The 24,262-nt window shown below is 70.5% G+C and carries 26 protein-coding genes; 10 read left to right on the top strand and 16 right to left on the bottom strand.

Annotation, left to right across the window (positions count from 1 at the left end; all coding sequences use genetic code 11):
- Positions 1-7: 7 nt before the first annotated feature.
- Together ACFXC1_RS33895 and ACFXC1_RS33890 are read right to left on the bottom strand one after the other, a co-directional pair.
- Positions 8-841, bottom strand: a complete 834-nt coding sequence (locus tag ACFXC1_RS33895) for a helix-turn-helix domain-containing protein (protein WP_381250096.1) — start codon at positions 839-841, stop codon at positions 8-10.
- Entirely contained in the window at positions 838-1,653 is an 816-nt protein-coding gene (locus tag ACFXC1_RS33890) for a peptidoglycan-binding protein (RefSeq protein ID WP_381250093.1), read from the bottom strand. Before ACFXC1_RS33890 ends, ACFXC1_RS33895 begins: the two co-directional genes overlap by 4 nt.
- Positions 1,654-1,968: 315 nt before the next feature.
- On the opposite strand from ACFXC1_RS33890, the gene ACFXC1_RS33885 reads away from it, so the two are divergent.
- Positions 1,969-2,439: a peptidoglycan-binding domain-containing protein gene (locus tag ACFXC1_RS33885; RefSeq protein WP_381250090.1), complete on the top strand. Its 471-nt coding sequence runs from the start codon at positions 1,969-1,971 to the stop codon at positions 2,437-2,439.
- Positions 2,440-2,505: 66 nt separating this feature from the next.
- Here the strand turns inward: ACFXC1_RS33885 and argS are convergent, their stop codons facing one another.
- On the bottom strand, positions 2,506-4,272 hold the full coding sequence (gene argS, locus ACFXC1_RS33880; protein WP_381250205.1) for an arginine--tRNA ligase: 1,767 nt from the start codon (positions 4,270-4,272) through the stop codon (positions 2,506-2,508).
- A gap of 504 nt (positions 4,273-4,776) precedes the next feature.
- Here argS and lysS point away from each other — a divergent pair.
- Entirely contained in the window at positions 4,777-6,519 is a 1,743-nt protein-coding gene (gene lysS / locus ACFXC1_RS33875; protein WP_381250087.1) for a lysine--tRNA ligase, read from the top strand.
- Positions 6,520-6,566: 47 nt separating this feature from the next.
- Here the strand turns inward: lysS and ACFXC1_RS33870 are convergent, their stop codons facing one another.
- The 3 genes from ACFXC1_RS33870 to ACFXC1_RS33860 all read right to left on the bottom strand — a co-directional run bounded on the left by ACFXC1_RS33870 (position 6,567) and on the right by ACFXC1_RS33860 (position 9,971).
- A complete protein-coding gene (locus ACFXC1_RS33870; protein ID WP_381250202.1) occupies positions 6,567-7,922 on the bottom strand; it encodes a DUF2637 domain-containing protein in 1,356 nt (451 codons plus the stop codon).
- A gap of 194 nt (positions 7,923-8,116) precedes the next feature.
- Positions 8,117-9,010: a DUF3558 domain-containing protein gene (locus ACFXC1_RS33865; protein ID WP_381250084.1), complete on the bottom strand. Its 894-nt coding sequence runs from the start codon at positions 9,008-9,010 to the stop codon at positions 8,117-8,119.
- 133 nt (positions 9,011-9,143) lie between these two features.
- Positions 9,144-9,971 carry a DUF3558 domain-containing protein gene (locus tag ACFXC1_RS33860; RefSeq protein ID WP_381250081.1) on the bottom strand — a complete coding sequence of 276 codons (828 nt, stop codon included), beginning with the start codon at positions 9,969-9,971 and terminating at the stop codon, positions 9,144-9,146.
- 219 nt (positions 9,972-10,190) lie between these two features.
- Here ACFXC1_RS33860 and ACFXC1_RS33855 point away from each other — a divergent pair, with 219 nt between their 5' ends.
- Entirely contained in the window at positions 10,191-11,384 is a 1,194-nt protein-coding gene (locus ACFXC1_RS33855; protein WP_019075865.1) for an RtcB family protein, read from the top strand.
- Positions 11,385-11,430: 46 nt separating this feature from the next.
- Here ACFXC1_RS33855 and ACFXC1_RS33850 read toward each other — a convergent pair whose 3' ends face one another.
- The gene (locus tag ACFXC1_RS33850; RefSeq protein ID WP_381250078.1) at positions 11,431-11,709 is read right to left on the bottom strand and encodes a hypothetical protein; all 279 of its coding nucleotides are present in this window, start codon (positions 11,707-11,709) and stop codon (positions 11,431-11,433) included.
- Positions 11,710-12,455: 746 nt separating this feature from the next.
- Here ACFXC1_RS33850 and ACFXC1_RS33845 point away from each other — a divergent pair.
- Both ACFXC1_RS33845 and ACFXC1_RS33840 read left to right on the top strand, forming a co-directional pair.
- Positions 12,456-13,349 carry an aminoglycoside phosphotransferase family protein gene (locus tag ACFXC1_RS33845; RefSeq protein ID WP_381250075.1) on the top strand — a complete coding sequence of 298 codons (894 nt, stop codon included), beginning with the start codon at positions 12,456-12,458 and terminating at the stop codon, positions 13,347-13,349.
- Between the two features lie 63 nt (positions 13,350-13,412).
- Positions 13,413-13,535, top strand: coding sequence for a hypothetical protein (locus ACFXC1_RS33840; RefSeq protein WP_381250072.1), 123 nt, complete (start codon positions 13,413-13,415; stop codon positions 13,533-13,535).
- Positions 13,536-13,553: 18 nt separating this feature from the next.
- Here ACFXC1_RS33840 and ACFXC1_RS33835 read toward each other — a convergent pair whose 3' ends face one another.
- From ACFXC1_RS33835 to ACFXC1_RS33825, 3 genes are all read right to left on the bottom strand, one after another.
- On the bottom strand, positions 13,554-13,730 hold the full coding sequence (locus tag ACFXC1_RS33835) for a hypothetical protein (RefSeq protein ID WP_381250070.1): 177 nt from the start codon (positions 13,728-13,730) through the stop codon (positions 13,554-13,556).
- Complete coding sequence (locus tag ACFXC1_RS33830) at positions 13,730-14,506, bottom strand: SDR family NAD(P)-dependent oxidoreductase (protein WP_381250068.1); 777 nt, start codon at positions 14,504-14,506, stop codon at positions 13,730-13,732. The genes ACFXC1_RS33835 and ACFXC1_RS33830 overlap by 1 nt, the downstream gene beginning before the upstream one ends.
- Before the next feature lie 87 nt (positions 14,507-14,593).
- Positions 14,594-14,929, bottom strand: a complete 336-nt coding sequence (locus tag ACFXC1_RS33825; RefSeq protein ID WP_019075857.1) for a YnfA family protein — start codon at positions 14,927-14,929, stop codon at positions 14,594-14,596.
- Between the two features lie 133 nt (positions 14,930-15,062).
- Between ACFXC1_RS33825 and ACFXC1_RS33820 the strand changes: the two genes are divergently transcribed.
- Both ACFXC1_RS33820 and ACFXC1_RS33815 read left to right on the top strand, forming a co-directional pair.
- Positions 15,063-15,542: a hypothetical protein gene (locus ACFXC1_RS33820; protein WP_381250064.1), complete on the top strand. Its 480-nt coding sequence runs from the start codon at positions 15,063-15,065 to the stop codon at positions 15,540-15,542.
- 87 nt (positions 15,543-15,629) lie between these two features.
- Positions 15,630-16,103, top strand: coding sequence for a MarR family winged helix-turn-helix transcriptional regulator (locus ACFXC1_RS33815; RefSeq protein WP_359609076.1), 474 nt, complete (start codon positions 15,630-15,632; stop codon positions 16,101-16,103).
- A 21-nt stretch (positions 16,104-16,124) separates the two neighbouring features.
- Here ACFXC1_RS33815 and ACFXC1_RS33810 read toward each other — a convergent pair whose 3' ends face one another.
- Both ACFXC1_RS33810 and ACFXC1_RS33805 read right to left on the bottom strand, forming a co-directional pair.
- The gene (locus ACFXC1_RS33810) at positions 16,125-16,775 is read right to left on the bottom strand and encodes a response regulator transcription factor (RefSeq protein ID WP_381250061.1); all 651 of its coding nucleotides are present in this window, start codon (positions 16,773-16,775) and stop codon (positions 16,125-16,127) included.
- The gene (locus ACFXC1_RS33805; protein ID WP_381250059.1) at positions 16,763-18,046 is read right to left on the bottom strand and encodes a sensor histidine kinase; all 1,284 of its coding nucleotides are present in this window, start codon (positions 18,044-18,046) and stop codon (positions 16,763-16,765) included. The genes ACFXC1_RS33810 and ACFXC1_RS33805 overlap by 13 nt, the downstream gene beginning before the upstream one ends.
- A gap of 134 nt (positions 18,047-18,180) precedes the next feature.
- Between ACFXC1_RS33805 and ACFXC1_RS33800 the strand changes: the two genes are divergently transcribed.
- The gene (locus tag ACFXC1_RS33800; RefSeq protein WP_381250056.1) at positions 18,181-18,711 is read left to right on the top strand and encodes a hypothetical protein; all 531 of its coding nucleotides are present in this window, start codon (positions 18,181-18,183) and stop codon (positions 18,709-18,711) included.
- On the opposite strand, the gene ACFXC1_RS33795 is transcribed toward ACFXC1_RS33800, so the two are convergent.
- Complete coding sequence (locus tag ACFXC1_RS33795; protein ID WP_381250053.1) at positions 18,693-19,091, bottom strand: winged helix-turn-helix transcriptional regulator; 399 nt, start codon at positions 19,089-19,091, stop codon at positions 18,693-18,695. The genes ACFXC1_RS33800 and ACFXC1_RS33795 overlap by 19 nt on opposite strands.
- A gap of 148 nt (positions 19,092-19,239) precedes the next feature.
- On the opposite strand from ACFXC1_RS33795, the gene ACFXC1_RS33790 reads away from it, so the two are divergent.
- Together ACFXC1_RS33790 and ACFXC1_RS33785 are read left to right on the top strand one after the other, a co-directional pair.
- Positions 19,240-20,130, top strand: coding sequence for an NADP-dependent oxidoreductase (locus ACFXC1_RS33790; RefSeq protein ID WP_381250050.1), 891 nt, complete (start codon positions 19,240-19,242; stop codon positions 20,128-20,130).
- A 209-nt stretch (positions 20,131-20,339) separates the two neighbouring features.
- Entirely contained in the window at positions 20,340-20,897 is a 558-nt protein-coding gene (locus ACFXC1_RS33785) for a hypothetical protein (protein ID WP_381250047.1), read from the top strand.
- Here the strand turns inward: ACFXC1_RS33785 and ACFXC1_RS33780 are convergent.
- The 3 genes from ACFXC1_RS33780 to ACFXC1_RS33770 all read right to left on the bottom strand — a co-directional run bounded on the left by ACFXC1_RS33780 (position 20,866) and on the right by ACFXC1_RS33770 (position 24,241).
- A complete protein-coding gene (locus tag ACFXC1_RS33780; RefSeq protein ID WP_381250045.1) occupies positions 20,866-21,558 on the bottom strand; it encodes a response regulator transcription factor in 693 nt (230 codons plus the stop codon). The genes ACFXC1_RS33785 and ACFXC1_RS33780 overlap by 32 nt on opposite strands.
- Positions 21,555-22,718 carry a sensor histidine kinase gene (locus ACFXC1_RS33775; RefSeq protein ID WP_381250042.1) on the bottom strand — a complete coding sequence of 388 codons (1,164 nt, stop codon included), beginning with the start codon at positions 22,716-22,718 and terminating at the stop codon, positions 21,555-21,557. The genes ACFXC1_RS33780 and ACFXC1_RS33775 overlap by 4 nt, the downstream gene beginning before the upstream one ends.
- Positions 22,719-22,807: 89 nt before the next feature.
- Complete coding sequence (locus ACFXC1_RS33770; RefSeq protein WP_381250039.1) at positions 22,808-24,241, bottom strand: MFS transporter; 1,434 nt, start codon at positions 24,239-24,241, stop codon at positions 22,808-22,810.
- Positions 24,242-24,262 lie beyond the last annotated feature (21 nt).

The raw sequence follows: 24,262 nt of genomic DNA, 5'->3' as shown, positions 1-24,262 counted from the left end.
TACACAGCTACGTCACACGTCCGTCAAAGCACTCCCTTTTCCCCGTATCGGTTCCCGCGGGCAGGAAGCAGGCCCGGACCGCGGTTCCCGGCGCGGTCACGGCCATCATCGTGTAGACGTACGTGTCCGCCTCCACCGCGTTGCCCACTTCGGCCGCGTACCCGGAGCCCGCCCGGCCGGGCACGGCGAACTCGATCCGGTCCCCGATCCGGCCGCCCCACATCCGCGCCCAGGTCGTCCCGCACTCGCTGCTGTGCCGCAACTGCAACCAGGCCCCGGTCGCCGTCCGGCGCGTGACGAGCGTGTCCGGCCGGCCTGCGCAGCGCATCGTCATCGGGCTCCGGCCCTCGCAGCCCGCCTCGCGGCAGCCCGAGCCGTCGGCGACGCCGGACGAGGACGGGGGCGTGGAGGAGGAGGCGGCGGAGTGGTGGGGGAGGAGGAGCAGGGCGACCGCCACGCCGCCGACCGCCACGGCACAGACCGAGCCGAGCACGGCCAGGGCGGCCACGCCCCAGCGATGGCTGGATTCCGTGACCTCCGTGCCGTCCGGGGACGGGGACGGGGACGGGGGTGGCGGGGGTGGCACGGTCGGGGTCCCGCCCTCCGACGCGCCGCGTCCGCTCGCCTCCGCCTCCGCGATCTCCCACAGCGCGACATACCGGCCCACCGGCTCCCCGGCCAGCCGGCACAGCTCCTCCACCGCCTCCCGCGGCGGCAGCGTCTTGCCGTTGAGATACCGCTCCCACGACGACTTGCTGTACGGCGTCCTGGCGGCCAGCCCCGCCAGACTCAACCCGGTGCGTGCCTTCAACTCCCGCAGGGAGGAGACCAGTTGGTTCATCTCCGGAGAGCTTTCCAGGTCTGCGGCCCGACCATCCCGTCCACCCGCAGCCCCGCGTGCTGTTGCAGCGCCCTGACCGCGCCCAGGGTCAGCGGACCGAAGTCCCCGTCGATCCCACCCGGCGAGAACCCCGCCCGCCGCAGCAGACACTGCGCCTCGGCCACCTCCACCCCTTTGTTGCCGTACGCCACGACGTCCTCCCGGGTACGGCTGTTGCCCGCGTACCAGAGGCCGTCGACCCGCTTCGGGCGGCAGGTGTACGACAGCTGCGGCGGCGCGGGTGTGAGGGTGGCCGGGGCGGCGAGGGGAGCGGTGGAGGTGGTGGCGCTGCCGCCGGCGTTCGGGGCGCCGTCGTTGTTGTCGTCCATGATCCGTACGGTGATGAGGACCGCCGAGGAGACGGCCAGCACGAGGGTCACCGCGCCCGCTATGAGGGCGATGAGGAGGGAACGCCCGGGAGGGGCCGGGCTGTTGGCGGCGGACCCGGCCGAGAGGAGTTCCACGTCGGGCCCGGGCCCCGGTTCGGCGGCCAGGTGCCGTGGCGACGCCCACCCTTCCGCCGCTACCTCGTGCAGGGCGAGGAGCCGGGTCGGATCGGCTTCGCCCGCGATGCGGGCCAGGGCCTCGACAGCCTCCGGGGGCGGCAGAGTCCGGCCGCTCAGGTAGCGCTCCCAGGACTTCGGGCTGTACCCCGTCTTCGCCGCGAGCTGACGGATGCTCAGCCCGCCGTGGTCCTTCAGCCGGCGCATCCTGATCACCAACTGACGTACACGCGGGTCGAGTTCAGCGGGCAGGTGCTTCCAACGCGACATGTATCCCCCACTCGCGCTCAGTTCAGGGCATCCGCGGTCAACGGTCCCTGTTCGCCGTCGCATTGTGCACGAGGAAGGGCGGTGATCGGTTCCCGGCGCCGGTCGGGAACCGGCCACCTCGCGTCACACCCGTCCCGCCGTACCGTCCCGGCGCACCGCGTCCCCGCAGGCCGGGGGAGGGGACGTCCCGCGCAGGCGTCACTTCGGCGGCGACTGTGGCCGCCCCCGCCACCCGGCCCGCATTGTCGTGTCGTCACCCGGCGCCGACACCATCCGGCACCGAAACACGACCCGAACACGACCCGAGGGGAAGCAATGCGATCCAGCACTGTCGCGAAGGCGCTCGTCAGCGTCACCGCCTTCGTCGGCCTCGCCGCCGGCAGCCTGGCCGGCGCGAGCGGGGCCTTCGCCGCCACGCACACCACGAAGCCGGCAGCGGTCACGCGGCCTGTCCAGATCCAGGCGACGGTCAACCTCGGCCTGAGCACCGCTCAGGCCAAGGGCGTCCAGCGCTGGCTGGCGGCGAACTACAACTACACCGACGGCATCGACGGACAGCTCGGTACCCACAGCTGGCAGGCCATGCAGCGCTTCCTGAAAGCGCACCACGGCTACACGGGGAACATCGACGGCATCGTCGGCGGCGGCACGGTCTCCGCGCTCCAGCGCTTCCTGCGGGACAACGGCTGGGGCTACACGGGCAATATCGACGGCATCGCGGGCTCCGGCACCCAGGCGGCGTTCGCGACCTTCGCCAACTGGTGCGTGAGCGTCTACGGAAGCTGACCGACAGACCGCGGCCCGTCCTCCCCGAGGGAAGGACGGGCCGCGGTCGCGCGCTCCGTGGAACGGTCAGAGCTTCTCGGGCGTCCTGATGCCCAGCAGAGCCATCCCCCGGTGCAGGGTGCGGGCCGTCAAGTCCACCAGGAACAGACGGTTCTCCACGACCTCCGGCGCGTTGTCCGGCGACAGCACATGGCACTGGTCGTAGAACGTCGTGAGCACGGACGCCAGTTGGTACAGGTACGCCGTCAGCTTGTGCGGGGCGTACTCCTTCGCCGCGTCCGTGACCACCTCGCTGAACTGGTCCAGGTGCAGGCCCAACGCCCGCTCCGCCGGGGCCAGTTCGAGCTCCGGGTGAGCCAGCGGCCGCGCCTCGCCCGCCTTGCGCAGGATCGACTGGATACGGGCGTACGCGTACTGCAGGTACACCGACGTGTCGCCGCTCAGCGACACCATCTGGTCCAGGTCGAACTTGTAGTCCCGCACGGCGGACGTCGACAGGTCGGCGTACTTCACCGCGCCGATCCCGACGTACCGCCCGTTCTCGACGATCTCCTGCTCGGTCAGGCCCACCTTCTCGGCCTTCTCCCGGACGACCGCGGTCGCCCGCTGGACCGCCTCGTCGAGGAGGTCCTCCAGCTTCACCGAGACACCCGCACGCGTCTTGAACGGCTTGCCGTCCTTGCCGAGGATCGTGCCGAACGCCAGCTGGAACGCCGTGACGTCGTCGTTCAGCCAGCCGGCCCGCCGCGCGGTCTCGAAGACCATCTTGAAGTGCAGGGACTGCCGCACGTCGACCACGTACAGGAGCGAGTTCGCCTTCAGGTTGAAGACCCGGTCCCTGATCGCGGACAGGTCCGTCGCCGCGTAGCCGTAGCCGCCGTCGGACTTGCGCACGATCAGCGGGGTCCGGTTGCCGTCCGGGCCCTTGATGTCGTCGAAGAACACGCACAGCGCGCCGTCCGAGATCTCCGCGACCCCCGACTCCTCAAGCAGCCGGCAGGTCTCGTCCAGCATGTCGTTGTAGCCCGACTCGCCGACGATGTCCGGGTCCCGGATCTCCATGTCCAGCTTCTCGAAGACGGAGAAGAAGTAGATCTTCGACTCGTCCACGAACTTCTGCCACGCGGCCAGCGTCTTCGGCTCGCCCGCCTGGAGATCCACCACCCGGCGCCGGGCCCGCGTCTTGAACTCCTCGTCGGAGTCGAAGAGTTTGCGCGCGGCCTTGTAGAGCCGGTCGAGGTTCGACATCGCCTCCTCGCCGGTCACCTGCGCGTCGCCGTGGTCCAACTCGCCCGGGTGCTCGTCCAGATACTGGATCAGCATGCCGAACTGCGTTCCCCAGTCGCCGATGTGATGCCTCCGCACCACCGACTCGCCGGTGAACTCCAGGAGTTGGACCAGCGCGTCACCGATCACCGCGGAACGGAGGTGACCGACGTGCATCTCCTTCGCCACGTTCGGCTGCGCGTAGTCGATGACGGTGGTGCCGGGGTGCTCCGCGAGGGGCACGCCGAGGCGGGCCTCGTCCGCGTAGCGCGCGGCCAGGTTCTCGGTGATCGCCCTGTCGGTGATCGTGATGTTCAGGAAGCCGGGGCCGGATACCTCGACGTCCTGGATCACATCACCGGTCGTGATCCGCGAGACGACCTGCGTCGCCAGCTCCCGGGGGTTGGCCTTGGCCTTCTTGGCGAGGGCGAGGATGCCGTTCGCCTGGAAGTCGGCACGGTCACTCCGTCGCAGCAGGGGGTCCGCGTCCGCCTCCGGCAGGGTGGCCGAGAGGGCGTTCGCGAGGCGCTGGTGGACTAGGTCGGTGAGCGACGTGACCGGAGCCATGGGGTGGGAGCCGTTCTCCTCGTGGGTTTGTGCAGACACGGTCAGTATCCCACGGGGGGTAAAGCGAGTTTTTCGGGTGCGGGCCCGGTGGGGGCTGGTCGCGCAGTTCCCCGCGCCCCCAGGAGGCGGCTGCGCCGCCGTCCCAGGCCTCGGTCCTCGCGCGCCTGCGAGGCGGGTGCGCCGGCATCTTTGCCTCGGGCCTCGTCGGCTGCGGGCCCGGTGGGGGCTGGTCGCGCAGCTCCCCGCGCCCCTTGAAGGCGGCTGTGCCGCCGTCCAAGGGCGGTGGGGGGGCTTGAGCCTGGATGGCGGCGCAGCCGCCTCTCAGGGGCGCGGGGAACTGCGCGGCCAGCCCCCACCGGCCCGCAGCAAAAAACCCGCCACCCCCAGCGCACGCTTCAGAGTCACGGCCTTGGAAAAGCCGTTTTCGTGGATGTCGGGTCGCCTGGGACAATGGCAGGGTCAGTCGTGCGACCGTACCGGCTGCCCCGTGCCAGAAAGAAGGACGTGCCGATCGTGGCTCAGAGCACCGAGACCACCGACTGGGTCTCCCGTTTCGCGGATGAGGTCATCGAGGAGTCGGAGCGTCGGGCCCCGGGCAAACCGGTCGTCGTCGCGTCCGGGCTGTCCCCGTCAGGGCCCATCCACCTCGGCAATCTGCGTGAGGTGATGACCCCGCACCTCGTCGCCGACGAGATCCGCCGCCGGGGCCACGAGGTCCGGCACCTCATCTCCTGGGACGACTACGACCGCTACCGCAAGGTGCCCAACGGGGTCGAGGGGACCGACGCCGGCTGGGCCGAGCACATCGGCAAGCCGCTGACCTCCGTCCCGGCCCCGGCCGGATCGCCGTACCCGAACTGGGCGGAGCACTTCAAGGCCGCGATGGTCGAGTCCCTCGCCGAGCTGGGCGTGGAGTTCGACGGGATCAGCCAGACCGAGCAGTACACCTCCGGCGTGTACCGCGAGCAGATCCTGCACGCCATGAAGCACCGCGGTGACATCGACGCCATCCTGGAGCAGTACCGCACCAAGAAGGCCCCGGCCAAGAAGCAGCAGCAGAAGGCCGTCGACGCCGCCGAGCTGGAGGCCGAGGAGGGGTCGGGGGCCGCCGAAGAGGACGACGGCAGCTCCGGGTCCGCCGGGTACTTCCCGTACAAGCCCTTCTGCGGCGCCTGCGGCAAGGACCTCACCACCGTCACGGCCTACGACGACGACACCACCGAGCTGACGTACGTCTGCACCGAGGACGGCTTCACCGAGACCGTCCTGCTGAGTGAGTTCAACCGCGGCAAGCTGGTCTGGAAGGTCGACTGGCCGATGCGCTGGGCCTACGAGGGCGTCATCTTCGAGCCGAGTGGTGTGGATCATTCGTCTCCGGGCTCGTCCTTCCAGGTCGGCGGGCAGATCGTCGGGATCTTCGGCGGCGAGCGGCCCATCGGCCCGATGTACGCCTTCGTCGGCATCAGCGGCATGGCCAAGATGTCCAGCAGCAAGGGCGGGGTCCCCACCCCGGCCGACGCGCTCCAGATCATGGAACCGCAGCTCCTGCGCTGGCTCTACGCCCGCCGCCGCCCCAACCAGTCCTTCAAGATCGCCTTCGACCAGGAGATCCAGCGCCTCTACGACGAGTGGGACAAGCTCGACGGCAAGGTCGCGGACGGTTCCGCCCTGCCCGCCGACGTCGCCGCGCACTCCCGTGCCGTACGCACCGCCGCCGGTGAACTCCCGTACACGCCCCGCCCGTTGCCGTACCGGACCCTCGCGTCCGTCGCCGACATCACCGCCGGGGCCGAGGACCAGACGCTGCGCATCCTCGGCGAACTCGACCCCGCCAACCCCCTGTCCACCCTCGACGAGGTCCGCCCCCGGCTCGACAAGGCCGAGGCCTGGATCAACACGCACGTCCCCGCCGACCAGCGGACCATCGTGCGCGACGAACCCGACACCGACCTCCTCAAGTCCCTCGACGAGCCCGCCCGGCAGTCCCTGCGCCTGCTCACCGCCGGACTCGCCGACCACTGGTCCCTGGACGGCCTGAGCCACCTCGTCTACGGCGTCCCGAAGGTCCAGGCCGGCTTCTCCGCCGACGCGACCGCGAAGGAACTCCCGCCGGAGATCAAGACCGCCCAGCGGACCTTCTTCGCCCTCCTCTACCACCTGCTCGTCAGCCGCGACACCGGCCCGCGCCTGCCCACGCTGCTGCTCGCGGTGGGACAGGAGAAGGTGCGCAGCCTGCTCGGGGAGTAGACGACCGAAACGGGTGAGGGGCCCTCGCCGAGGGCCCCTCACCCGTTTCAGGCGATGTGGTCTTCCTGGAGTTCCGCCGTGTGACGGTTCGTGAAGCGGTTGACCATCCGGTCCGCCTCCCGCTGCGGGAGCGTGATGCCGTACGTGGCCTCCACGTCACCCCGGAACTGGCCGCCGGTCGGGTAGCTGCCGTCTATCGACTTCTTGAAGATCAGGTAGTAGTCGTCCTCGGACGGCTCCGTGCCGCCGCCCGCACCCAGCTCACGGGTACGACCCGGACCCGCCGGGATCGGGAACGTACCGGTGTCCTCGGGCGAGGGCTCCGGCTCCGGCGGCTGCTCCTCGTACCGCTGCTGCTGTTGCGGGAACTGCGGTTGTTCCTGGAACTGCTGCTGCTCGAACCGCCGTTGCTGCGCGAACTGCTGCTGTTCCTCCTCGTACTGCTGGAACTGCTCCGCCTGCTGCTGCTCCGCGTACCACTCCTGATACGCGGCATCCGGGTCGTAAGTCGGGTCGTAGCCGCCCTGGTACGCCACGGACTGGGGATCGCGCGCCTGGAGCCACGGGCTCTGCGCCTCGACGTACTCCGGCTGTTGCCGTTGCTGCGGCTGCTGGGGCTGCTCGTTCGGCGCGGGGGCCGGGAGCTGCTGGACCGGTGCCGGGTTGTTCTGCACAGCCGCAGGCGCCGGCTCCGGCTCCCGTGCCGGCTCCAACTGCGGGGCGGGGGGCAGCAGTACGGGCTCGATGCCCGCCGCCGCCAGACCCGAGGGAGCCGTCTCCGCGAGCGGAACGCCGTAGCGGGCCAGGCGCAGAGGCATCAGGGACTCCACCGGGGCCTTGCGGCGCCACGCGCGGCCGAAGCGGGAGTGGAGCCGCGCCTGATAGACGAGACGATCCTGCTCCAGCTTGATGACCTGCTCGTAGGAACGCAGCTCCCACAGCTTCATCCGGCGCCAGAGAAGGAACGTCGGCAGGGGCGAGAGCAGCCAGCGGGTGAGGCGGACGCCCTCCATGTGCTTGTCGGCCGTGATGTCGGCGATCCGGCCGATCGCGTGCCGGGCCGCCTCGACGGAGACCACGAACAGGATCGGGATCACCGCGTGCATACCGACACCGAGCGGGTCGGGCCAGGCCGCCGCGCCGTTGAACGCGATCGTCGCGACCGTCAGCAGCCACGCCGTCTGGCGCAGCAGCGGGAAGGGAATCCTGATCCAGGTCAGGAGCAGGTCCAGGGCGAGCAGGACGCAGATACCCGCGTCGATACCGACCGGGAACACGTACGCGAAGTTGCCGAAGCCCTTCTTCAGGGCGAGTTCGCGTACGGCGGCGTACGAACCGGCGAAGCCGATACCGGCGATGACCATCGCACCGGAGACCACCACGCCGATGAGCACCCGGTGCATACGTGTGAGCTGAATGGGCGCGGACACCCGTACTCCCCTCCCCTTGCATGGTCTTGCGCGGAACAGGGTGGCACATGTGTGCGGCGTCCCGGGTGCCGGTCTACCAGGAGCCCGGCACCGAGGCGGGACCGGGCTCCGTCAAAAGGCTTGGCTGACCTGCGAGTTGAGGGCGGAAAACGGTGTGAATGTGACAGTCAGCTCTTCTTGCTCGCGGAAGCGGAAGGAGCGGCCTTCGACGCCGACTTGGAGGGCGAGGCGGACTTGGAGGAGGACGCGGAGGGCGACGCGGACCTGGAGGGGGACGGGGAACCGCCGCCGGAGGTGTCACCGCCGCTGCCGTTGGCCGACGAGACCGCAGCCACGGCCTCCTTCACGGCCTTCTCCGCCGCCTTCGTCAACGTGTCCGCGCTCGGCGTCTTGTCGCCCGCCAGACCCGCGCCGTTGTAGTCGATCGTGACGACCACGTTCTCGACCCGCGCCACCACCGTCTGCTGCTTGAAGGCGCCTTCCTTCTTCTTCAGGTCGTAGCGCACCGCCGTGGCCTCGTCACCCGCACCCGCGACCGGCTCCGACTTGGTGTTCTTCGCGCCGGTGACCGACCGCGCCTCCTGCACCTGCTTCGCGTAGTACGCCGCCGCCAGCTTGTCGCCCTCGCCCTGCGTCTGCGAGGAGTCGAACCGCAGCAACGACACGTTCAGCCAGCGGAACTGCGAACCCTTGACCCCGTTGTTGTCCAGGCTCGTCCAGGAGCAGCTGCCGCGCGACGCCGTGTCCGTCGACGTACCCTCCTTGCCCGACTTGGCCCCCTCCGGGACCAACTCGGTCAACGTCTTCTTCGACACCACCGCACACGGCTCCGGCAACTTCTTGTACGCCGCCGCCTGCACCGTCGGAGCGGCCGTCGCGTCCGCGGAGGTCGTCGCGCCGAGACCGGCCGTGTCCTTCGCCGAGCCGCCGTCCGAACCGGAGTCCGAGGAGCAGCCGGCCGCGATCAGCATCACCGGGACCGCTGCCGCGCAGACAAGGACGCGGTGAAGACGCTTCGCTCGCTGGTGGGTCTGCCGGTCACGCTGTGCTGGTTGATGCATGGTTCCTTCACTCATGACGCTCGTGGTTCCTGCCGTCGGATCGGGTCCGAGGGGCCACGGTACGCGGTGAGTCAGCTGTGCGGTCTCCGTTCACGGGCTTTGAACGCACCCCCGGAAGCGGCCGTACGAGCCCCTAACCGTTGAGCGAGTCGGCCAGTTGCGCGGCCAGTTTCCGCGCCCTGTCCTGCATCTTCTGACTGTCCGGGACCACGCCGACCGTCGCCGGCTGCTCCTCGTACTCGATGGTCACAATGACGTTGGACGTGCGAAACACCACAGTCACCGTCCGCTGCTTGGCCGTCGAACCGGAGCTGCTCAACGCGTCGTCGAGGAACGCCTCGTCACCGAGACCGGAGAGCGTGCGGGGCTGGAGGGCGGACGGGGTGGTGGAGTCGGAGGGGGAGGCGGAGACCGAGGAGGACGCGGAGGAGGAGGACGCGGAGGAGGAGGGGGTGGGGGACGTAGAGGGGGACGCGGAGTCCGTCGTCGTCGTCGTCGTGCCGGCGGCCGGCTCGGGAAGATCCGCCGCCGTCTCCTTCGTCGCGAAGATCGCCTTCGCCTGGCTGTCGTCGCTCACGGCGTTGTCGTACGACACCACCCGCTCGAAGTCGACCAGCAGATGGTCGGTCGCGTCCGTGGACTCCACCTTCCAACGACAGCCCACCTTGCGGTCCGTGTCGTACGTCAGCGTCGCCTCGCCCGCGTAGGCCGCCGCGCGCTGCTCCGCGTCCGTGATCTGCTTGATGCCCGGGAGCAGCGAGTCCAGCGTGCTCTGGCCGACCGCGCCGCAGGGCTCCGGAAGCGTGCGGTACTTGCCCGGCTGGGCCGCCGCGGTAGCCGTACCGGCGTCGCCCGGATTGGCGTCGTCCGTGGTACCCCCACTGCCCGAACCGCTCGTGCAGCTGGCCAGCAGCGCCACGAGGAGCGCGGCGGCGCCGGGTACGTATGCCTTCCGCTGCACGGACGGGCTCCTCTCGACGACGATCAAGGGCTCTGGACGATGATCAAGGGTCCTGCCAGTGTCCCCGCTGGTTAATCGCTTGCCGCACCGGGGGACCCCCTGGAGACAATGTGTATCGCACGCACAGCCGTGAACGCCGGTCCGGTGTCCCTTTCGTTGACCTTGGCGACGGTTTTGCGATTTTAGACTTCTGCTGTTTTTCGGGGGAATGAGGACGAAATGTCATACGTAGAGATACCGGGCGCGAAGGTTCCCATCCGCATGTGGACCGACCCGGCGTCGGTCGAGGAGGGCGCCCTCCAGCAACTCCGCAACGTCGCCACCCTCCCCTGGATCAAGGGCCTCGCCGTCATGCCCGACGTCCACTACGGCAAGGGCGCGACGGTCGGCTCCGTCATCGCCATGCAGGGCGCGGTCTGCCCGGCCGCGGTGGGCGTGGACATCGGCTGCGGAATGTCCGCGGTCAAGACCTCCCTCACGGCCAACGACCTCCCCGGCGACCTGTCCCGCCTGCGCTCGAAGATCGAGCAGGCGATTCCGGTGGGGCGGGGGATGCATGACAGTCCGGTCGATCCGGGGCGGATGCATGGGTTCGCGACTGCGGGGTGGGACGACTTCTGGGGGCGGTTCGAGGGGGTTGCGGATGCGGTGAAGTTCCGGGAGGAGCGGGCTGCGAAGCAGATGGGGACGCTCGGCGGAGGGAATCATTTTACCGAGGTCTGCATAGATATGCAGGGGGATGTGTGGCTCATGCTCCACTCCGGATCCCGCAACATCGGCAAGGAACTGGCCGAGCACCACATCGGCACGGCGCAGAAGCTCCCGCACAACCAGGGGCTGGTCGACCGCGACCTCGCCGTCTTCATCGCGGACACCCCGCAGATGGCGGCGTACCGCAACGACCTGTTCTGGGCGCAGGAGTACGCGAAGTACAACCGCACCCTCATGATGGCGCTCCTGAAGGACGTGATCCGCAAGGAGTTCAAGAAGGCGAAGCCGGCCTTCGAGCCGGAGATCTCGTGTCACCACAACTACGTGAGCGAGGAGCGGTACGAGGGCATGGACCTGCTCGTCACCCGTAAGGGAGCGATCCGCGCCGGTTCCGGCGAGTACGGGATCATCCCGGGCTCGATGGGCACGGGTTCGTACATCGTGAAGGGCCTCGGCAACGAGAAGGCCTTCAACTCGGCCTCCCACGGCGCCGGTCGCCGTATGAGCCGCAACGCGGCCAAGCGCCGTTTCTCGACCAAGGACCTGGAGGAGCAGACGCGGGGTGTGGAGTGCCGCAAGGACTCCGGCGTCGTGGACGAGATCCCTGGCGCGTACAAGCCGATCGAGCAGGTCATCGATCAGCAGCGGGACCTCGTGGAGGTCGTGGCCAAGCTGAAGCAGGTTGTGTGCGTGAAGGGTTAGCTACATCGGTGGGGCGCGGCGGAGGAGCCGTGCCCCACCGTGCTGTTCAGTTGGGTAGAGGCACCATGCCTTCGAGCAGTTTCGTGAGCCGCGCTCGGCACGCGTTCCGAGAATGGCCCAACTCGGCGCAGGCGTCGTCGACTGTTGGCGCGGAGAGCAGGATCCTGTCTTTGTCGGAAGTCCATTGGATCCGCTCCGGCCCTGGCTTCCTGCCGGCCGGACGGACCCAGGCCGCGACGCTATCGGCAGCTGACTGCTTGCGCTTCAGCGACAGGCGGTTCGAGTAGTAGAGGTGCTCAGTCAGAGAGCGGGCAGCCTTGCCCACGTGGGTGATGTTGTAGACGCCGTCCCGCTGGTTGCGCCGCGAATGGCGATCGACACCTGTGATCTGCCATGCGTAGAAGCACAGGTAAGTGCCAATGGCTGTGCTGGCCGTAGATCAGAGAGATGAAGGGGGTGCCCTTGTTCGTGTGCCCCACCGAACCGTCTGCGTCGATGAGTCCTCGGAGGTAGTCGCGACTTGAGAACTCGCCTGTAGGAGGAGCGACGCTCTTGGACTTGCGACCGTAAGGCAGCCCGAGTTCGTTGATCTTGGTCCTGGCTTCGAGGGGGCAGAGACTCCAGACCGCCGAGTGTGCGTCTCGGCGAAGTTCGTGGACCGTGTGCGCTCGCGGACGCTGCTGTAGTACGGCGTCAGTTTCTGGAACTCGCGCAGTAGATCGATGTCCCGCGCGTTGAGTTCGACGGACAGAGGGCCCTTTTGTCCGGCCCCTTGCTGGAGGTGCCCGTCCGCCTGCAAGAACCCGAACATGTACGCGTACTCAGGGACTGACAGGTCCATGAACCGGTGAGCGATAGGCTCGCAATCAGCCACAGGGAAGCTCCACTTCCGTGCTGGTCAGGCCCTCGGTCGGGATTGCCGTCCCGGTCGAGGGCCGTCGTGTTGATGTTGTGGCGCGAGCCTGGATCGACCGTTCGGACGGCGTGCTGGTGATCGATACGGTTCCTCCTTGTGGGTGAATCCAGAGATGCGTGGCGGGCCTCCGGCCACCTCCCGTACTGTGGCTCCGCATGATCGAATCCGAGAAGGAGATCAGCGAGGACCTGGTGCGCGGCCTGCTTCGGGAGCAGCATCCGGATCTGGCCGAGTTGCCCATCCGTGAAGTTGTGGGTGGTTGGGGCAATCAGATGTGGCGGCTCGGGGACGAGTTGGCCGTTCGGATGCAGCGGATGGACACGAGCCCCGATCCGCAGCTCAAGGAGCGCCGGTGGCTGCCGGTGCTGGCCCCGCGCCTGCCGCTGCCGATTCCGGTGCCCCTGCGGGACGGTGTGCCGTCCGAGCGTTTCCCCAAGATGTGGACCGTGATGACGTGGGTCGAGGGCACGCCGCTGGACCACGGCTCGATCACTCGCGGCGACCACGCGGCCGACACACTGGCCGATTTCCTCGGCGCGCTGCACGTGGAGGCACCCGCCGACGCACCGGCCTCCGCAGACTTCGGCGCCCACCCCAAGCACTGCACGGACGGTTTCGAGCACTTCTTCCAAGCCGCCCCCGCCGACCTCGCCGACGCAATCCGTGACGTCTGGGGAGAGGCTGTGGCGGCCCCGGAGTGGGAGGGCGCACCGGCGTGGGTGCACGGCGACCTGCATCCCGCGAACGTCGTCGTCGCGGACGGGACGCTGGCAGGTGTCGTCGACTTCGGCGCGCTCTTCGCCGGCGACCCGGCGTGGGATCTGGTGGCCGCGTGGCTGCTGCTCCCGGCGGGTGGCGCCGCACGGTTCTTCGACCGGTACGCGCGGGCGGACGAGGCGGCGGTGCGACGGGCGCGCGGGCTGGCCGCGATGAAGAGCCTGTTCCTGATGTCGATGGGGCGTAACGGCGACCTTGGTCTGCCCGGCGGAAAGTCGAACTGGGGGCCCGTGGGCCGGTCCGCACTTGATCGTGTCCTGAAGGGCCTTTGACGTCGGCGGATCCGAGGATCACAAACGCGCGCGCTGCGCGAACCGGTCGAGGCGGAACGGCAGTTGATCGAGGAGCGGGTCACCGCGGACCTCACCGACGCCGAACGCGCGGCCCTGCTCAGCGCCTTGCGGAAGGTCCACCGCTCGGCGAGCGAGCTCCTGAACGGGAACGGCGATCAGGTCTGAAGGCCTGAAGGCCGCCCCTCACTTGTTCGGCGCGTGCGTCACCGCGTAGATCATCACGAACGCGACGATGTGGATGCCGAAGAGGAAGTAGGCGAGGAAGTACCAGACCTTGCGCTCGTTCCTGGTCTCCTCGGCCAGCCGGCGCTTGTCCAGGGCCTCTTGGGAGTTGTCCGGGCGTCCCTCCTCGTCCGGCATCACAGCTCCCGGTGCACCTTGGTGTTCGAGGCCTGGGCGCGCGGGCGGACGACGAGGAGGTCGATGTTGACGTGGCTGGGGCGGGTGACCGCCCAGGAGATCGTGTCGGCCACGTCGTCCGCCGTGAGCGGCTCGGCGACGCCCGCGTAGACCTTCGCCGCCTTCTCCGCGTCCCCGCCGAACCGGGTCAGCGCGAACTCGTCCGTCTTGACCATGCCGGGCGCGATCTCGATGACCCGGACCGGGGTGCCGACGATCTCCAGGCGCAGTGTCTCGGCGAGGACATGGGCGCCGTGCTTGGCGGCGACATAGCCCGCGCCGCCCTCGTACGTGCCGTGGCCCGCCGTGGAGGAGACGACCACGACCGTGCCGTCGCCGCTGGCGGTGAGGGCGGGGAGCAGGGCCTGGGTGACGTTCAGCGTGCCGAGGACGTTCGTCTCGTACATCGTGCGCCAGTCGGCGGGGTCGCCGGTCGCGACCGGGTCGGCGCCGAGCGCGCCGCCCGCGTTGTTGACCAGCACGCCGATCGTCTTGAAGGCGGTCGCGAACTCGTCGACCGCGTCCCGGTCGGTGACGTCGAGCTCGTACGCCGTCGCCTTGTGGCCCGCCTTGTTGATCTCCTCGGCCAGCGCCTCGATACGGTCCTTGCGGCGGGCGGTGAGGACGACGCGGTAACCGGCCGCGGCGAGCCTGCGGGCCGTGGCGGCGCCGATTCCGCCGCTCGCCCCGGTGACGACCGCGATACGGGAGGCGGCGGACGGTGCGGCGGTGGCCATGGGCTGCTCCTCGGGAGGGATCAACTGGTTCGTGCGTACGACTCCGTGTGTACGACTCCGTCCAGGATAGGCGGGCCCGGCGGCGGCTCAGTTTCCGCGCGGTGCCCACATGATCACGGCCATCCCGGCCAGGCAGATCAGGGCGCCGGTGATGTCCCAGCGGTCGGGCCGGTAGCCGTCCGCGACCGCGCCCCAGGCCAGTGACCCGGCGACGAAGATCCCGCCGTACGCCGCGAGGATGCGGCCGAAGTGAGCGTCGGGCTGGAAGGTGGCGACGAAGCCGTACACGCCGAGGGCCATGACCCCGCCGCCGATCCACAACCAGCCGCGGTGTTCGCGCACCCCCTGCCAGACCAGCCAGGCGCCGCCGATCTCGAAGACGGCGGCGAGGACGAAGAGGGCCGCGGAACGAAGTACGAGCATGACCGCCACCCCATCACACGGCCGTCACCCGACCACACGGGTGTCACCTGATGGACGGCGCCTGTCGCGTGCTCCGCGTGGGATACATCCGTACGACCACGATGGCCTACGGATGTACTGAGGAGTGGGTGGCATGCGGGAAGTCGTACGGGTACTACGGGTCGGTGCCGTAGTGGGTGCCGCGTTCGCGGTGATGGGAGCGGCGCCCGGTCTTCCCGACTCGTCGGCTCCGGAGGCGGATCTCTCGTACCACGGCTCCGTCGCGATGACCGCCGGCCGGATCGACGTGCGGTTCACCCCGCGCAACCACGGTCCGTCCGCCGTCCCCGACGCGACCGTACGGCTGCGCTGGTCGAAGCCGCTCGCGGACCGGCAGACGCTGCCGGAGGGGTGCGCGCGGTCGGGGGAGCGGGTGGTGGTGTGCCGGACGGGGGCGCTCGCGGCGGACGAGGTGGGTGAGCGGATCGAGCTGCGGGTACGGCTGCGGGACGCGTCCTCCGAGGTGCTGCTGGAGCTGGACACGGTGTGGGGCGGCGGCGCGGTGGACGGGAACCGGGCCAACGACCAGCAGCGGGTGCTCGTCCTCGACACCGGTGACAGCTACTACTTCTGAGCCACGCCCGTAGTACCCCTGAGCCACTTGGCCGAGCTCGTCGTACGATCTCGATCTCCGCACGGCACAGGCGACGAGGGGTTCGACATGTCCGGGAACGCGCGGGCGCGGCTGCTGGACGAGTTGTCCACCGTCTCGCGCCGGTACATGGCGTCGTACGCCCTGTTCAACCAGGCCGTCGCCGACCGCCTGGGGCTGCACCCCACCGATCTGCAGTGCCTGAACCTGCTCACGCTGGAGGCGGGCCCGGTGACGACGGGCCGGATCGCCGAGCTGACCGGGCTGACGACCGGGTCGGCGACGCGGCTCGTGGACCGGCTGGAGCGGGCGGGGTACGTCGTCCGGGAGCGGGACGCGGAGGACCGGCGGCGGGTCCTGGTGGCGACCGTCCCGGAGAAGATCACCGAGTTCGGCCGGATGTGGAACCGGCTGGGCGGTGGCTGGTTCACACTCTTCGACGACCTCGCCGACGCCGAACTCGCCGTGATCGTCGGGCACATGAGGCGGACGGTGGAGTTCAGCGGGCGGCAGATCGCGCGGCTGCGGGCGGGGGAGGTCTAGGGCCTGTCCGGTCGGGAGGGCCTAGGCAGCCGCCAGGCCGAGGAAGCGGAGGACGGCCAGGACCCGGCGGTGGTCGGCGTCGGCCCTGGGCAGGTCGAGTTTGGTGAAGATGCTGTTGATGTGCTTGGCCACCGCGCTGTCGCCGACCGTGAGTTCGGCCGCGATCCCGGCGTTGGACCGGCCGCCCGCCATCAGCTCCAGCACCTCGCGCTCGCGCGGTGTCAGCCGGTCGAGCGGATCGCTGTGGCGGCGTACCAGCAGTTGCGCGACGACCTGCGGGTCCAGCGCGGTGCCGCCGGCCGCCACTCTGCGTGCCGACTCCGCGAACTCCTCGACGTCGGCGATCCGTTGCTTGAGCAGGTAGCCGACGCCGGACGTGTTGGCGGCGAGGAGATCGGCCGCGTACCGCTCCTCCACGTACTGCGACAGCAGCAGCACGGAGGTGTCCGGCCACTGCCGGCGGATCACGAGGGCGGCCCGTACCCCCTCGTCGGTGAAGCCGGGCGGCATGCGGACATCGACCACGGCGAGGTCCGGCCGGTGCTCCTCGACCGCCGCCAGCAGCCCTTCCGCGTCGGCCACCTCGGCGCACACCTCGAAGCCGGCCCGCTCCAGCACCTTGACCACCCCGATCCGCAGCAGGACGGAATCCTCGGCGATCACGGCGCGCACGGCAGCTCCACGGCTACGACGGTCGGGCCCCCGAGGGGGCTGCGGCAGGAGAACGTGCCGTCGACCGACGCCACGCGCTTGGCGAGTCCCGCGAGCCCGGTGCCCGAGTCGCCCGAGACATCCGCGCCTCCCACGCCGTCGTCCGTGACGGCGATCGACAGTGTCCCGTTCTTCTGCCCGACGGTCACGTCGGCCCGCGAGGCCCGGGCGTGTTTGACCACGTTCGTCAGGGTCTCGGAGACCACGAAGTACGCGACCGCCTCGACGGTGGGCGACGGGCGTTGCTCCAGACTCACCGACAGCCGCACCGGCAGGGGGATACGGGCGGCGACACCGGAGAGGGCGGCGTCGAGGCCGCGGTCCTCCAGGACCGCCGGATGCAGGCCGCGCACCAGGTCGTTCAGCTCGGAGATCGCCTCCTTCGCCTCGCGGTGCGCCTCGTCGATCACCTTGCGGGCCTCCTCCGGAAGGTCACCGAGGGTGGCCCTGGCGAGGCCGAGGTTGACGGCGAGCGCCACCAGTCGCTGCTGTGCGCCGTCGTGCAGGTCGCGTTCGATCCGCCGCCGCTCGGCGTCGGCCGCGTCGACCACGCCGGCGCGGCTCTCGGCGAGGTCGGCCACCCGTCGGGTCAGTTCCTCCTCCCGGCTCGGCCCGAGCAGCGCCCGTGCCGCGCGGGTGTCGTGGCGGGCCAGCCACTTCGCCAGCCAGGCGGTCGCGCAGAGCAAGGCGACGCCTGCGACGGTGACCGCCGCGGCGGTGACGTACGTCCCCTTCACCGAGTAGCCCGCGTTCTCCGCCCGTTCCTGCCACGGGAACACCCACAGCCACACATGGACCGAGGTGGCCGTGGCTCCCACCGCCCACAGCGTCAGCACCAGCAGCCCGCCGAGCGCGTGCAGCGGACCGTCGAGCAGGTGGTAGCGCAACTGGCGGCGGCCCAGGGGCGAGCTCAGCCACCGCCGGATGCCCTGCCGTCCGGGCCGCTCCGACAGGCCCGCGGGCGCGGGCACGACCACGCCGATCCGCTCGCGGAAACGGGCCCGTTGCACCCGGGTGAGCAGCGGACCGGCGAGCACCAGGGCGGCCGACGGCACCACGAGGGCGACGGTCACGGCCCAGGTCGCCACCGGCACGAAATAGATCCAGGGCAGTGACAGGACCAGCAGCACGGCGAACTGGATCGCGATGCCGGCGCAGTGGAAGGCGGTCGCACGTCCCGCGCCCCGGAACGGCCGCCGCAGAAGGCCCGGTGGCCATGTCTTCAAGGGCATGCCCGAACAGTAGAACCGCGGCCACTGCCCGGACCATGACGTTTCCGCCCGGTGCCGGGGTGCACTTTTCTCCACCTCGGGTCGGATACCTGCGTGACTGACGACGCCCGGGTGCGCGGCGGAGGCTGGAGGTCATGGAGCAGAGCACCCACGGGGAGGGGAACGAGAGCATGCGTCAACCGGTCCTGGAGACACGGGAGTTCACGGCTGGAGGCGGTGGGAGCACGGAGGACGTTCCGCTCCCGGACCTTGTCCGGCCGGAGCCGGGCTCGCGGCTGGTCGGCCGGGTCGGGTGGCTGCTGGGCGGCTGCGGGTTCGCGCTGCTGCCCTGGCTGTACGTGCTGGCGACGGGGCTGCCGGACACCGCGACGGCGGCACACTGGCCGGTCGCCTGGGTGGGGCTCGACGCCCTGGAGGCGGCCGGTCTGATCGCCACCGGCGTCCTCGCCGCCCGCGGCGACCGGCGGTACGTCCTCACGGCCACCGCGACCGCGACACTGCTGGTGGTCGACGCCTGGTTCGACACCACGACCGCGGCCGCCGGTGGTGACCTCGCCGCGGCGGCGACGATGGCGCTGGGAGCCGAACTGCCGCTGGCCGCGCTGTGCGCGTGGCTCGCGCTCCGGGCACCGGGCCGGCCCCGCCGTCATTCGTCCCCGTCGTAGCGCCCACGCGCCTCGTGGACTTCCTCGATGTGGGTCTCCGCCCAGTCCTTCACGGCGAGCAGGAGCATGCTCAGGCTGGTGCCGAGCGGGGTGAGTTCGTAGTCGACGCGGACCGGGACGGACGGGGTGACCGTGCGGGAGAGGATGCCGTCGCGTTCCAGTGAACGGAGCGTCTGCGTCAGCATCTTGGGGCTGACGCCGGCGATCTTGCGGGCGAGGTCGCTGTAGCGCATCGGGCCGCGGGACAGGGCGGCGACGACGAGGCTGACCCACTTGTCGCTGATGCGGTCCAGCAGCTGGTTGGTGGGGCAGCTGCGGATGAACGCGTCGTACTCGACACGTGCCTGTTCGCGCTTCTGGGCCGCTGTCATGGTCGCCATGGGCCGTGGCCTCCGTTCACTTGCACTCACTTGCGGGGTAGGTACGCACCTTCGGGTAACTACTTCCCGATGGATAGTAGCTCTTCCTAGGGTTGTCGACAGCTGAGGAGATACCGAAGCGAACACCCCATACGAGGAGCTGTCCGGCATGCGTGCTGCAGTGGTGACGACGTTCGGCGGGCCCGAGGCGGTTCGGGTCGTGGAGACGGAAATTGCCGAGCCGGGCGCCCGGCAGGTGCGGATCAAGGTCGCGGCGGCCTCGCTCAACCCGGTGGACGCGGGAGTGCGAGCGGGCGCGTTCGGGGGCGCGGGCGAACGGCTTGGACTGGGCTGGGACGTAGCCGGGACGGTGGACGCGACCGGCGCCGCGACCGCGTGGCAGGTCGGCGACGAGGTGGTCGCCCTGCACTACGGCGCGGTCAAGCCGCTGGGCACGCACGCCGAGTACGTCGTCGTCGACGCGGACGCGGTCGCGAAGGCACCGGAGGGAGTGGACGCGGTCCATGCCGCCACCCTCCCACTCAACGCGCTGACCGCCCTACAGGCCCTGGATCTACTGGAGTTGACGCCGGGTCAGACACTTCTGGTCACGGGCGCGGCGGGTGCCGTGGGCGCCTTCGCCGTCCAACTCGCCGCGCAGCGTGGAGTGTTGGTGACCGGACTCGCCCGCGCCGGTGACGAGGAGTTCGTACGGGCCCTGGGCGCCGCCGAGTTCACCAGTGAGGGCGTGCCCGCGGGGACCGTCGACGCGGTGCTGGACGCGGCGGTCCTCGGGGAGCGGGCGCTGGCGTGGGTGCGGGCCGGGGGCGCGTTCACCGGGGTGATCCCGCAGGCCGCGCCGGCCCCGGAGCGCGGGGTGCGCACCGGGGCGGTGGAGGTGAGCCCGGACGGCACCCGCCTCGCCGAACTGGTCGCCCTGGTGGAGAAGGGCGTACTGACCCTGCGGGTGGCGGACACATACCCCCTGGCGGACGCGGCCGAGGCGCACGCACGACTCGCGGAGGGCGGGGTGCGGGGGCGACTGGTGCTGGTGCCGTAGGGGATTCGGTCCCCGTGGTCTCCGTACGGCCTCCGTCTCCTCGCCCCCTGGCGCCCGACCCCCGAGCCGCCCCTGGGGGAAGCCTCCACCCTGCGTCTCCACCCGGATTTCCACCCGTGGGTCCGGGAGCTTTTCCGGCTTCGGCGGGAGAGTCGATCTCAGGCAAACGCGTGGCGGGGCGACCGCCGGAGACCGAGGAGTGGGACGTCATGACGGACATGGAGCAGGCGCTGACGATCAGCGGGGGCATCTTCGCGGTGATGATGCTGACGCAGTACGGGCGCCGGAAGTACGACCTGCACAAGGTGCTGATGCCGATCGGCACGGTGTCCGCGATCGGCTACTTCTATCTGAAGGGGATGCCCGGCCAGCAGGTCGACGTCGTGGTCTATCTGGTGGGTGCCGCGATCGGGCTCGCCTGCGGTGTCGTCGCCACGCTCACCACCGGTGTGGAGCGGGACCCGGCCTCGGGCAGGGTCCACACCCGCTGCGGCGTCGGGTTCGTCGCGATCTGGACGGCGGTGGTCGGCCTGCGCGTCGCGTTCATCCACCTCGCCGAGCACAACACCTGGTTCCGCGACCACCTGGGCACGTTCATGGCGGAGCACCACATAGTCCAGGACGCCATCGCGCCGTTCTTCGTCATCATGGCGCTGGCCATGGTCCTCACCCGGGTGTTCCTGCTCCTGGCCCGCGTGCGCCTCCTCGCGCCGGCCGGAGCGCAGGGGCAGGCCCTCACCCAGGGGTCTTCACCAGTCCGTGGATGAACGCGTACTTCACGGCATGCGCCCGGTCCCGCAGATGAGCCTTGGAGAAGAGGTTGTTGATATGGGTCTTCACCGTGGCCTCGCTCACCACCAGCCGCTCGGCGATACCCCGGTTGGTCAGGCCCTCACCGATCAGCGTGAGGACCTCGATCTCCCGGGGCGTGAGGTCCGCGGCCAGTCCGGCGCCCGGCCGCTCGGCAGGGGCGCCGCCCCGCGCGGCGGCGGCGACGAGCCGGTCCCGTACGGCGGGGTCGAGCACGGACTGCCCGGCGGCAGCCGCCCGCACCGCGCGGGTGATGTCCTCCCGGCCGGACTCCTTGGTCAGGTAGCCGCGGGCGCCGGCGCCGAGCGCGGCGAGGATGTACTCCTCGTCGGCGAAGGTGGTGAGCACCACGACGGCGACCCCGGGGAAGCGCTCGCCGATCAGCCGGGTGGCCTCCACCCCGTCCACCCGGGGCATGTTGAGATCCATCAGGATCACATCGGGCGTGTGCTCCTCGGCCGCCCGCACGGCCTCCCCGCCGTCCTTCGCCGTCGCCACGACCTCCACACCGGACTGCAGATCCAGTACGGTCGCCAGCGCCTCCCGCACCGCGGTCTGGTCGTCGGCCACAACCACCCTGACAACAGGCTGCTGTCGGTCCTGCCGCTCGTCGCTCATCCCGGGATCACCACACGCACTCGCCAGCCTCCTGTGTCCTCGCCGTCCACGATCGGCCCGGCCGTCACCGCGCCGCCCACCAGGTCGAGCCGCTCACGCATCCCGACCAGACCCATCCCGCTCCCCGCACCGGCCAACGGCCGCGAACCGGCCGGCGGCGCGGAGTTCACCACCTCGAAGACGGTCTCCTCGGCGGACTGTTCCGGATACTCCAGGCGCATGCGGACCGGGGCGCCGGGCGCGTACTTGTGCGCGTTGGTCAGCGCCTCCTGGGCGCAGCGCACGATCACCTGGGCGAGGCGGACGGGCAGTTCGCGCGGCGGCCCGTCGACGGTCAGCGTACCGGCGTCGGAGGCGGACGCGAGCAGCGAGCGCAGCGTCTCCACCAGCGGCAGCGCGTCCTCACGCAGGTCCCCGACCGTGCGCTGCACCTCGGTCAGCCCCGAGCGGACCAGGCTCTGCGCCCGCTGGGCGGCCTGCCGGGCCCGGTCGACGTCACCGGACTCCAACAGGGCGTCGGTGACCTCCAGTTGCATGTTCACCCCGGCCAGCGAGTGGGCCAGTACGTCGTGCACGTCCCGGGCGATCCGGGCCCGCTCGGCCAGCGCCTCCGCCCGCGCCACGGCCCGTGCGGCCAGCTCGGCCTGCTCGGCGGCGGCCCGCGCGGAGCGCAACGCGTCGGCGCGGGCCCGGTTGGAGATACCCACCAGCACACTGACACCGGTGAAGGCGCCCACGATCCACGAGGTGCCGCCGCCCCACGGCAGCAGCAGCGCGCCCGCGCACAGGGCACTGGTGAGCGCCGCGAAGGGCAGCGCGCGGCGGGCTTCGAGACGGTACCCGGCGTGCCCGGTCACGAAGTAGGCGAACAGCGCCGACGCCCCGGAGGTCTCCAGGCTCATCAGCGCCGCAGCCCCGAGGGCCCAGGCAGACAGCACCGCGAGCTGCACACCGGGTGAGAACGTCCCCTCGGGGATGAGCCGCGTGCACAGCAGCAGCGACACCACGACCAGCAGACACAGCACCGCGAGCCCGGTCCCCGAGGTCCCGACCGGCCGCACGACGAGCGCGCCGACGGTGAGGGCGACGGCGGTGCCGAAGATCTGGACGGGGTTGTTGTCCGCCGTGAACCACCGGTTCAGGGCCTGAGTTCGGTTCACTGCGGCTCTCTTCTCTTCCCACTCCCGTCCGGGCACGCTTCCCACTGCCGTCCGGCCGGAGCGAAAGCTATCAGCGGGCCCGTCGGCCGTCAGTGACCGTGGTCCTCCGGTGCCGTGCGCGGCAGCAGCCGTACGAGACACAGGCACAGGGCGACGGCCGCGCCGACCACGGCGAGGCTCACCAGCAGGGCGTGGGCAGCGCCGCCGCCGACCGCCCTGAAGTACACGGTGGTCACGGCCGCCGCGCCGATCGCGTTGGCCAGTTGCTGCACCGCGTTGAGCGAACCGCTCGCGCTGCCGGCCTCGGCCGGTTCGATGTCGCCGATGGTGACGTCGTAGACCGTGCCGAAGCAGGTACCCATACCGAGCCCGACCAGAAGGAGAGGTGGCACGAGAGCCCAACCACTCACCCTCGTACCGGAGTTGGCGACCAGCGCGGCGAGGCAGCCGCAGCCCGCCAGGATGATCAGGAGGCCCGTGGCGGCGAGCCGGCGGCCGAAGCGGTGGACGAGCCGGTAGCAGGCGATCGACGCGACGACGATCCCGGCGGAGAGGGGGATCAGGCCGAGTGCGGTGCCCGCGGGGGAGCGGCCGAGGCCCTGTTGGAAGAAGAGGGAGACGACATAGAGGAGTCCGGCGACCGCCGCGAAGACGACGACACCGAGGAGCAGGCCGGCGGTGAAGCCCCGGTTGTGGAGGAGCGAGGGCCGGATGAGCGGTTCGGGAGCGGTGCGCTGGCGGTGGCAGAACCCGGCGAACAGGGCGAGGCCGAGCAGCAGCAGGGCGGGGGCGCGTCCCGTCCAGCCGTGCTGCGAGCCCTCGATGAGCCCGCCGAGCAGACCGAGCATCGCACCCGCGATCAGCGCCGAGCCCGGGCCGTCGACGGGCGCGGTGCCGTCACCGGTGTCGCGGGGGAGGAGACGTAGGGCGGCGAGCAGGGCGGCGCCGCCGAGGAGGAGGTTGATGAGGAACATGGACCGCCAGCCGAGACCGCCGACATCGGCGTCCACGAGGAACCCGGCGAGGATCGGCCCGCCCACCGCCGACAGTCCCATGACCGGCCCGAACAGACTGAACGCCTTGCCGATCTGGTCCCGGGGCCAGGTGGCGCCGAGGATGCCGAAGCCCTGCGGGACGACGAGTGCCCCGAAGGCGCCCTGCGTCAGCCGGGCAATCACGAGAAAGGCGGGGCCGGGGGCGAGTCCGCAGGCCAGGGAGGCGGCGACGAACCCGGCGAGTCCGACGAGGAAGAGCCGCCGCCGGCCGTACCGGTCGCCGAGCCGTCCGCCGGGGACGAGGAGCACTCCGAGGGCGAGGGCGTAGGAGGCGCCGAGCCACTGGACGAGGCCGGGGCCGCCGCCCAGGTCCCGGGTGATGGTCGGGGCGGCGATGTTGGTGATCGTCGAGTCGAGGAGGTCCAGGACGTCGGCGGCGAGGACGACGGCGAGGATCGCCCAGCGGGTGCGGGCGGGGAGGGGAGGGTCTTCGCCGGGTTTGTTTGCGTCATGCAATATCTGCGTCACGCAGACGAATATCCATGGGTG

Origin of the sequence: Streptomyces hokutonensis (assembly GCF_042751305.1) — a bacterium.
Taxonomy (GTDB): Bacteria; Actinomycetota; Actinomycetes; order Streptomycetales; family Streptomycetaceae; genus Streptomyces; species Streptomyces hokutonensis_A.
The sequence above is the reverse complement of the archived record's forward strand: the minus strand, read 5'-3'. Positions and strand labels throughout refer to the sequence as shown.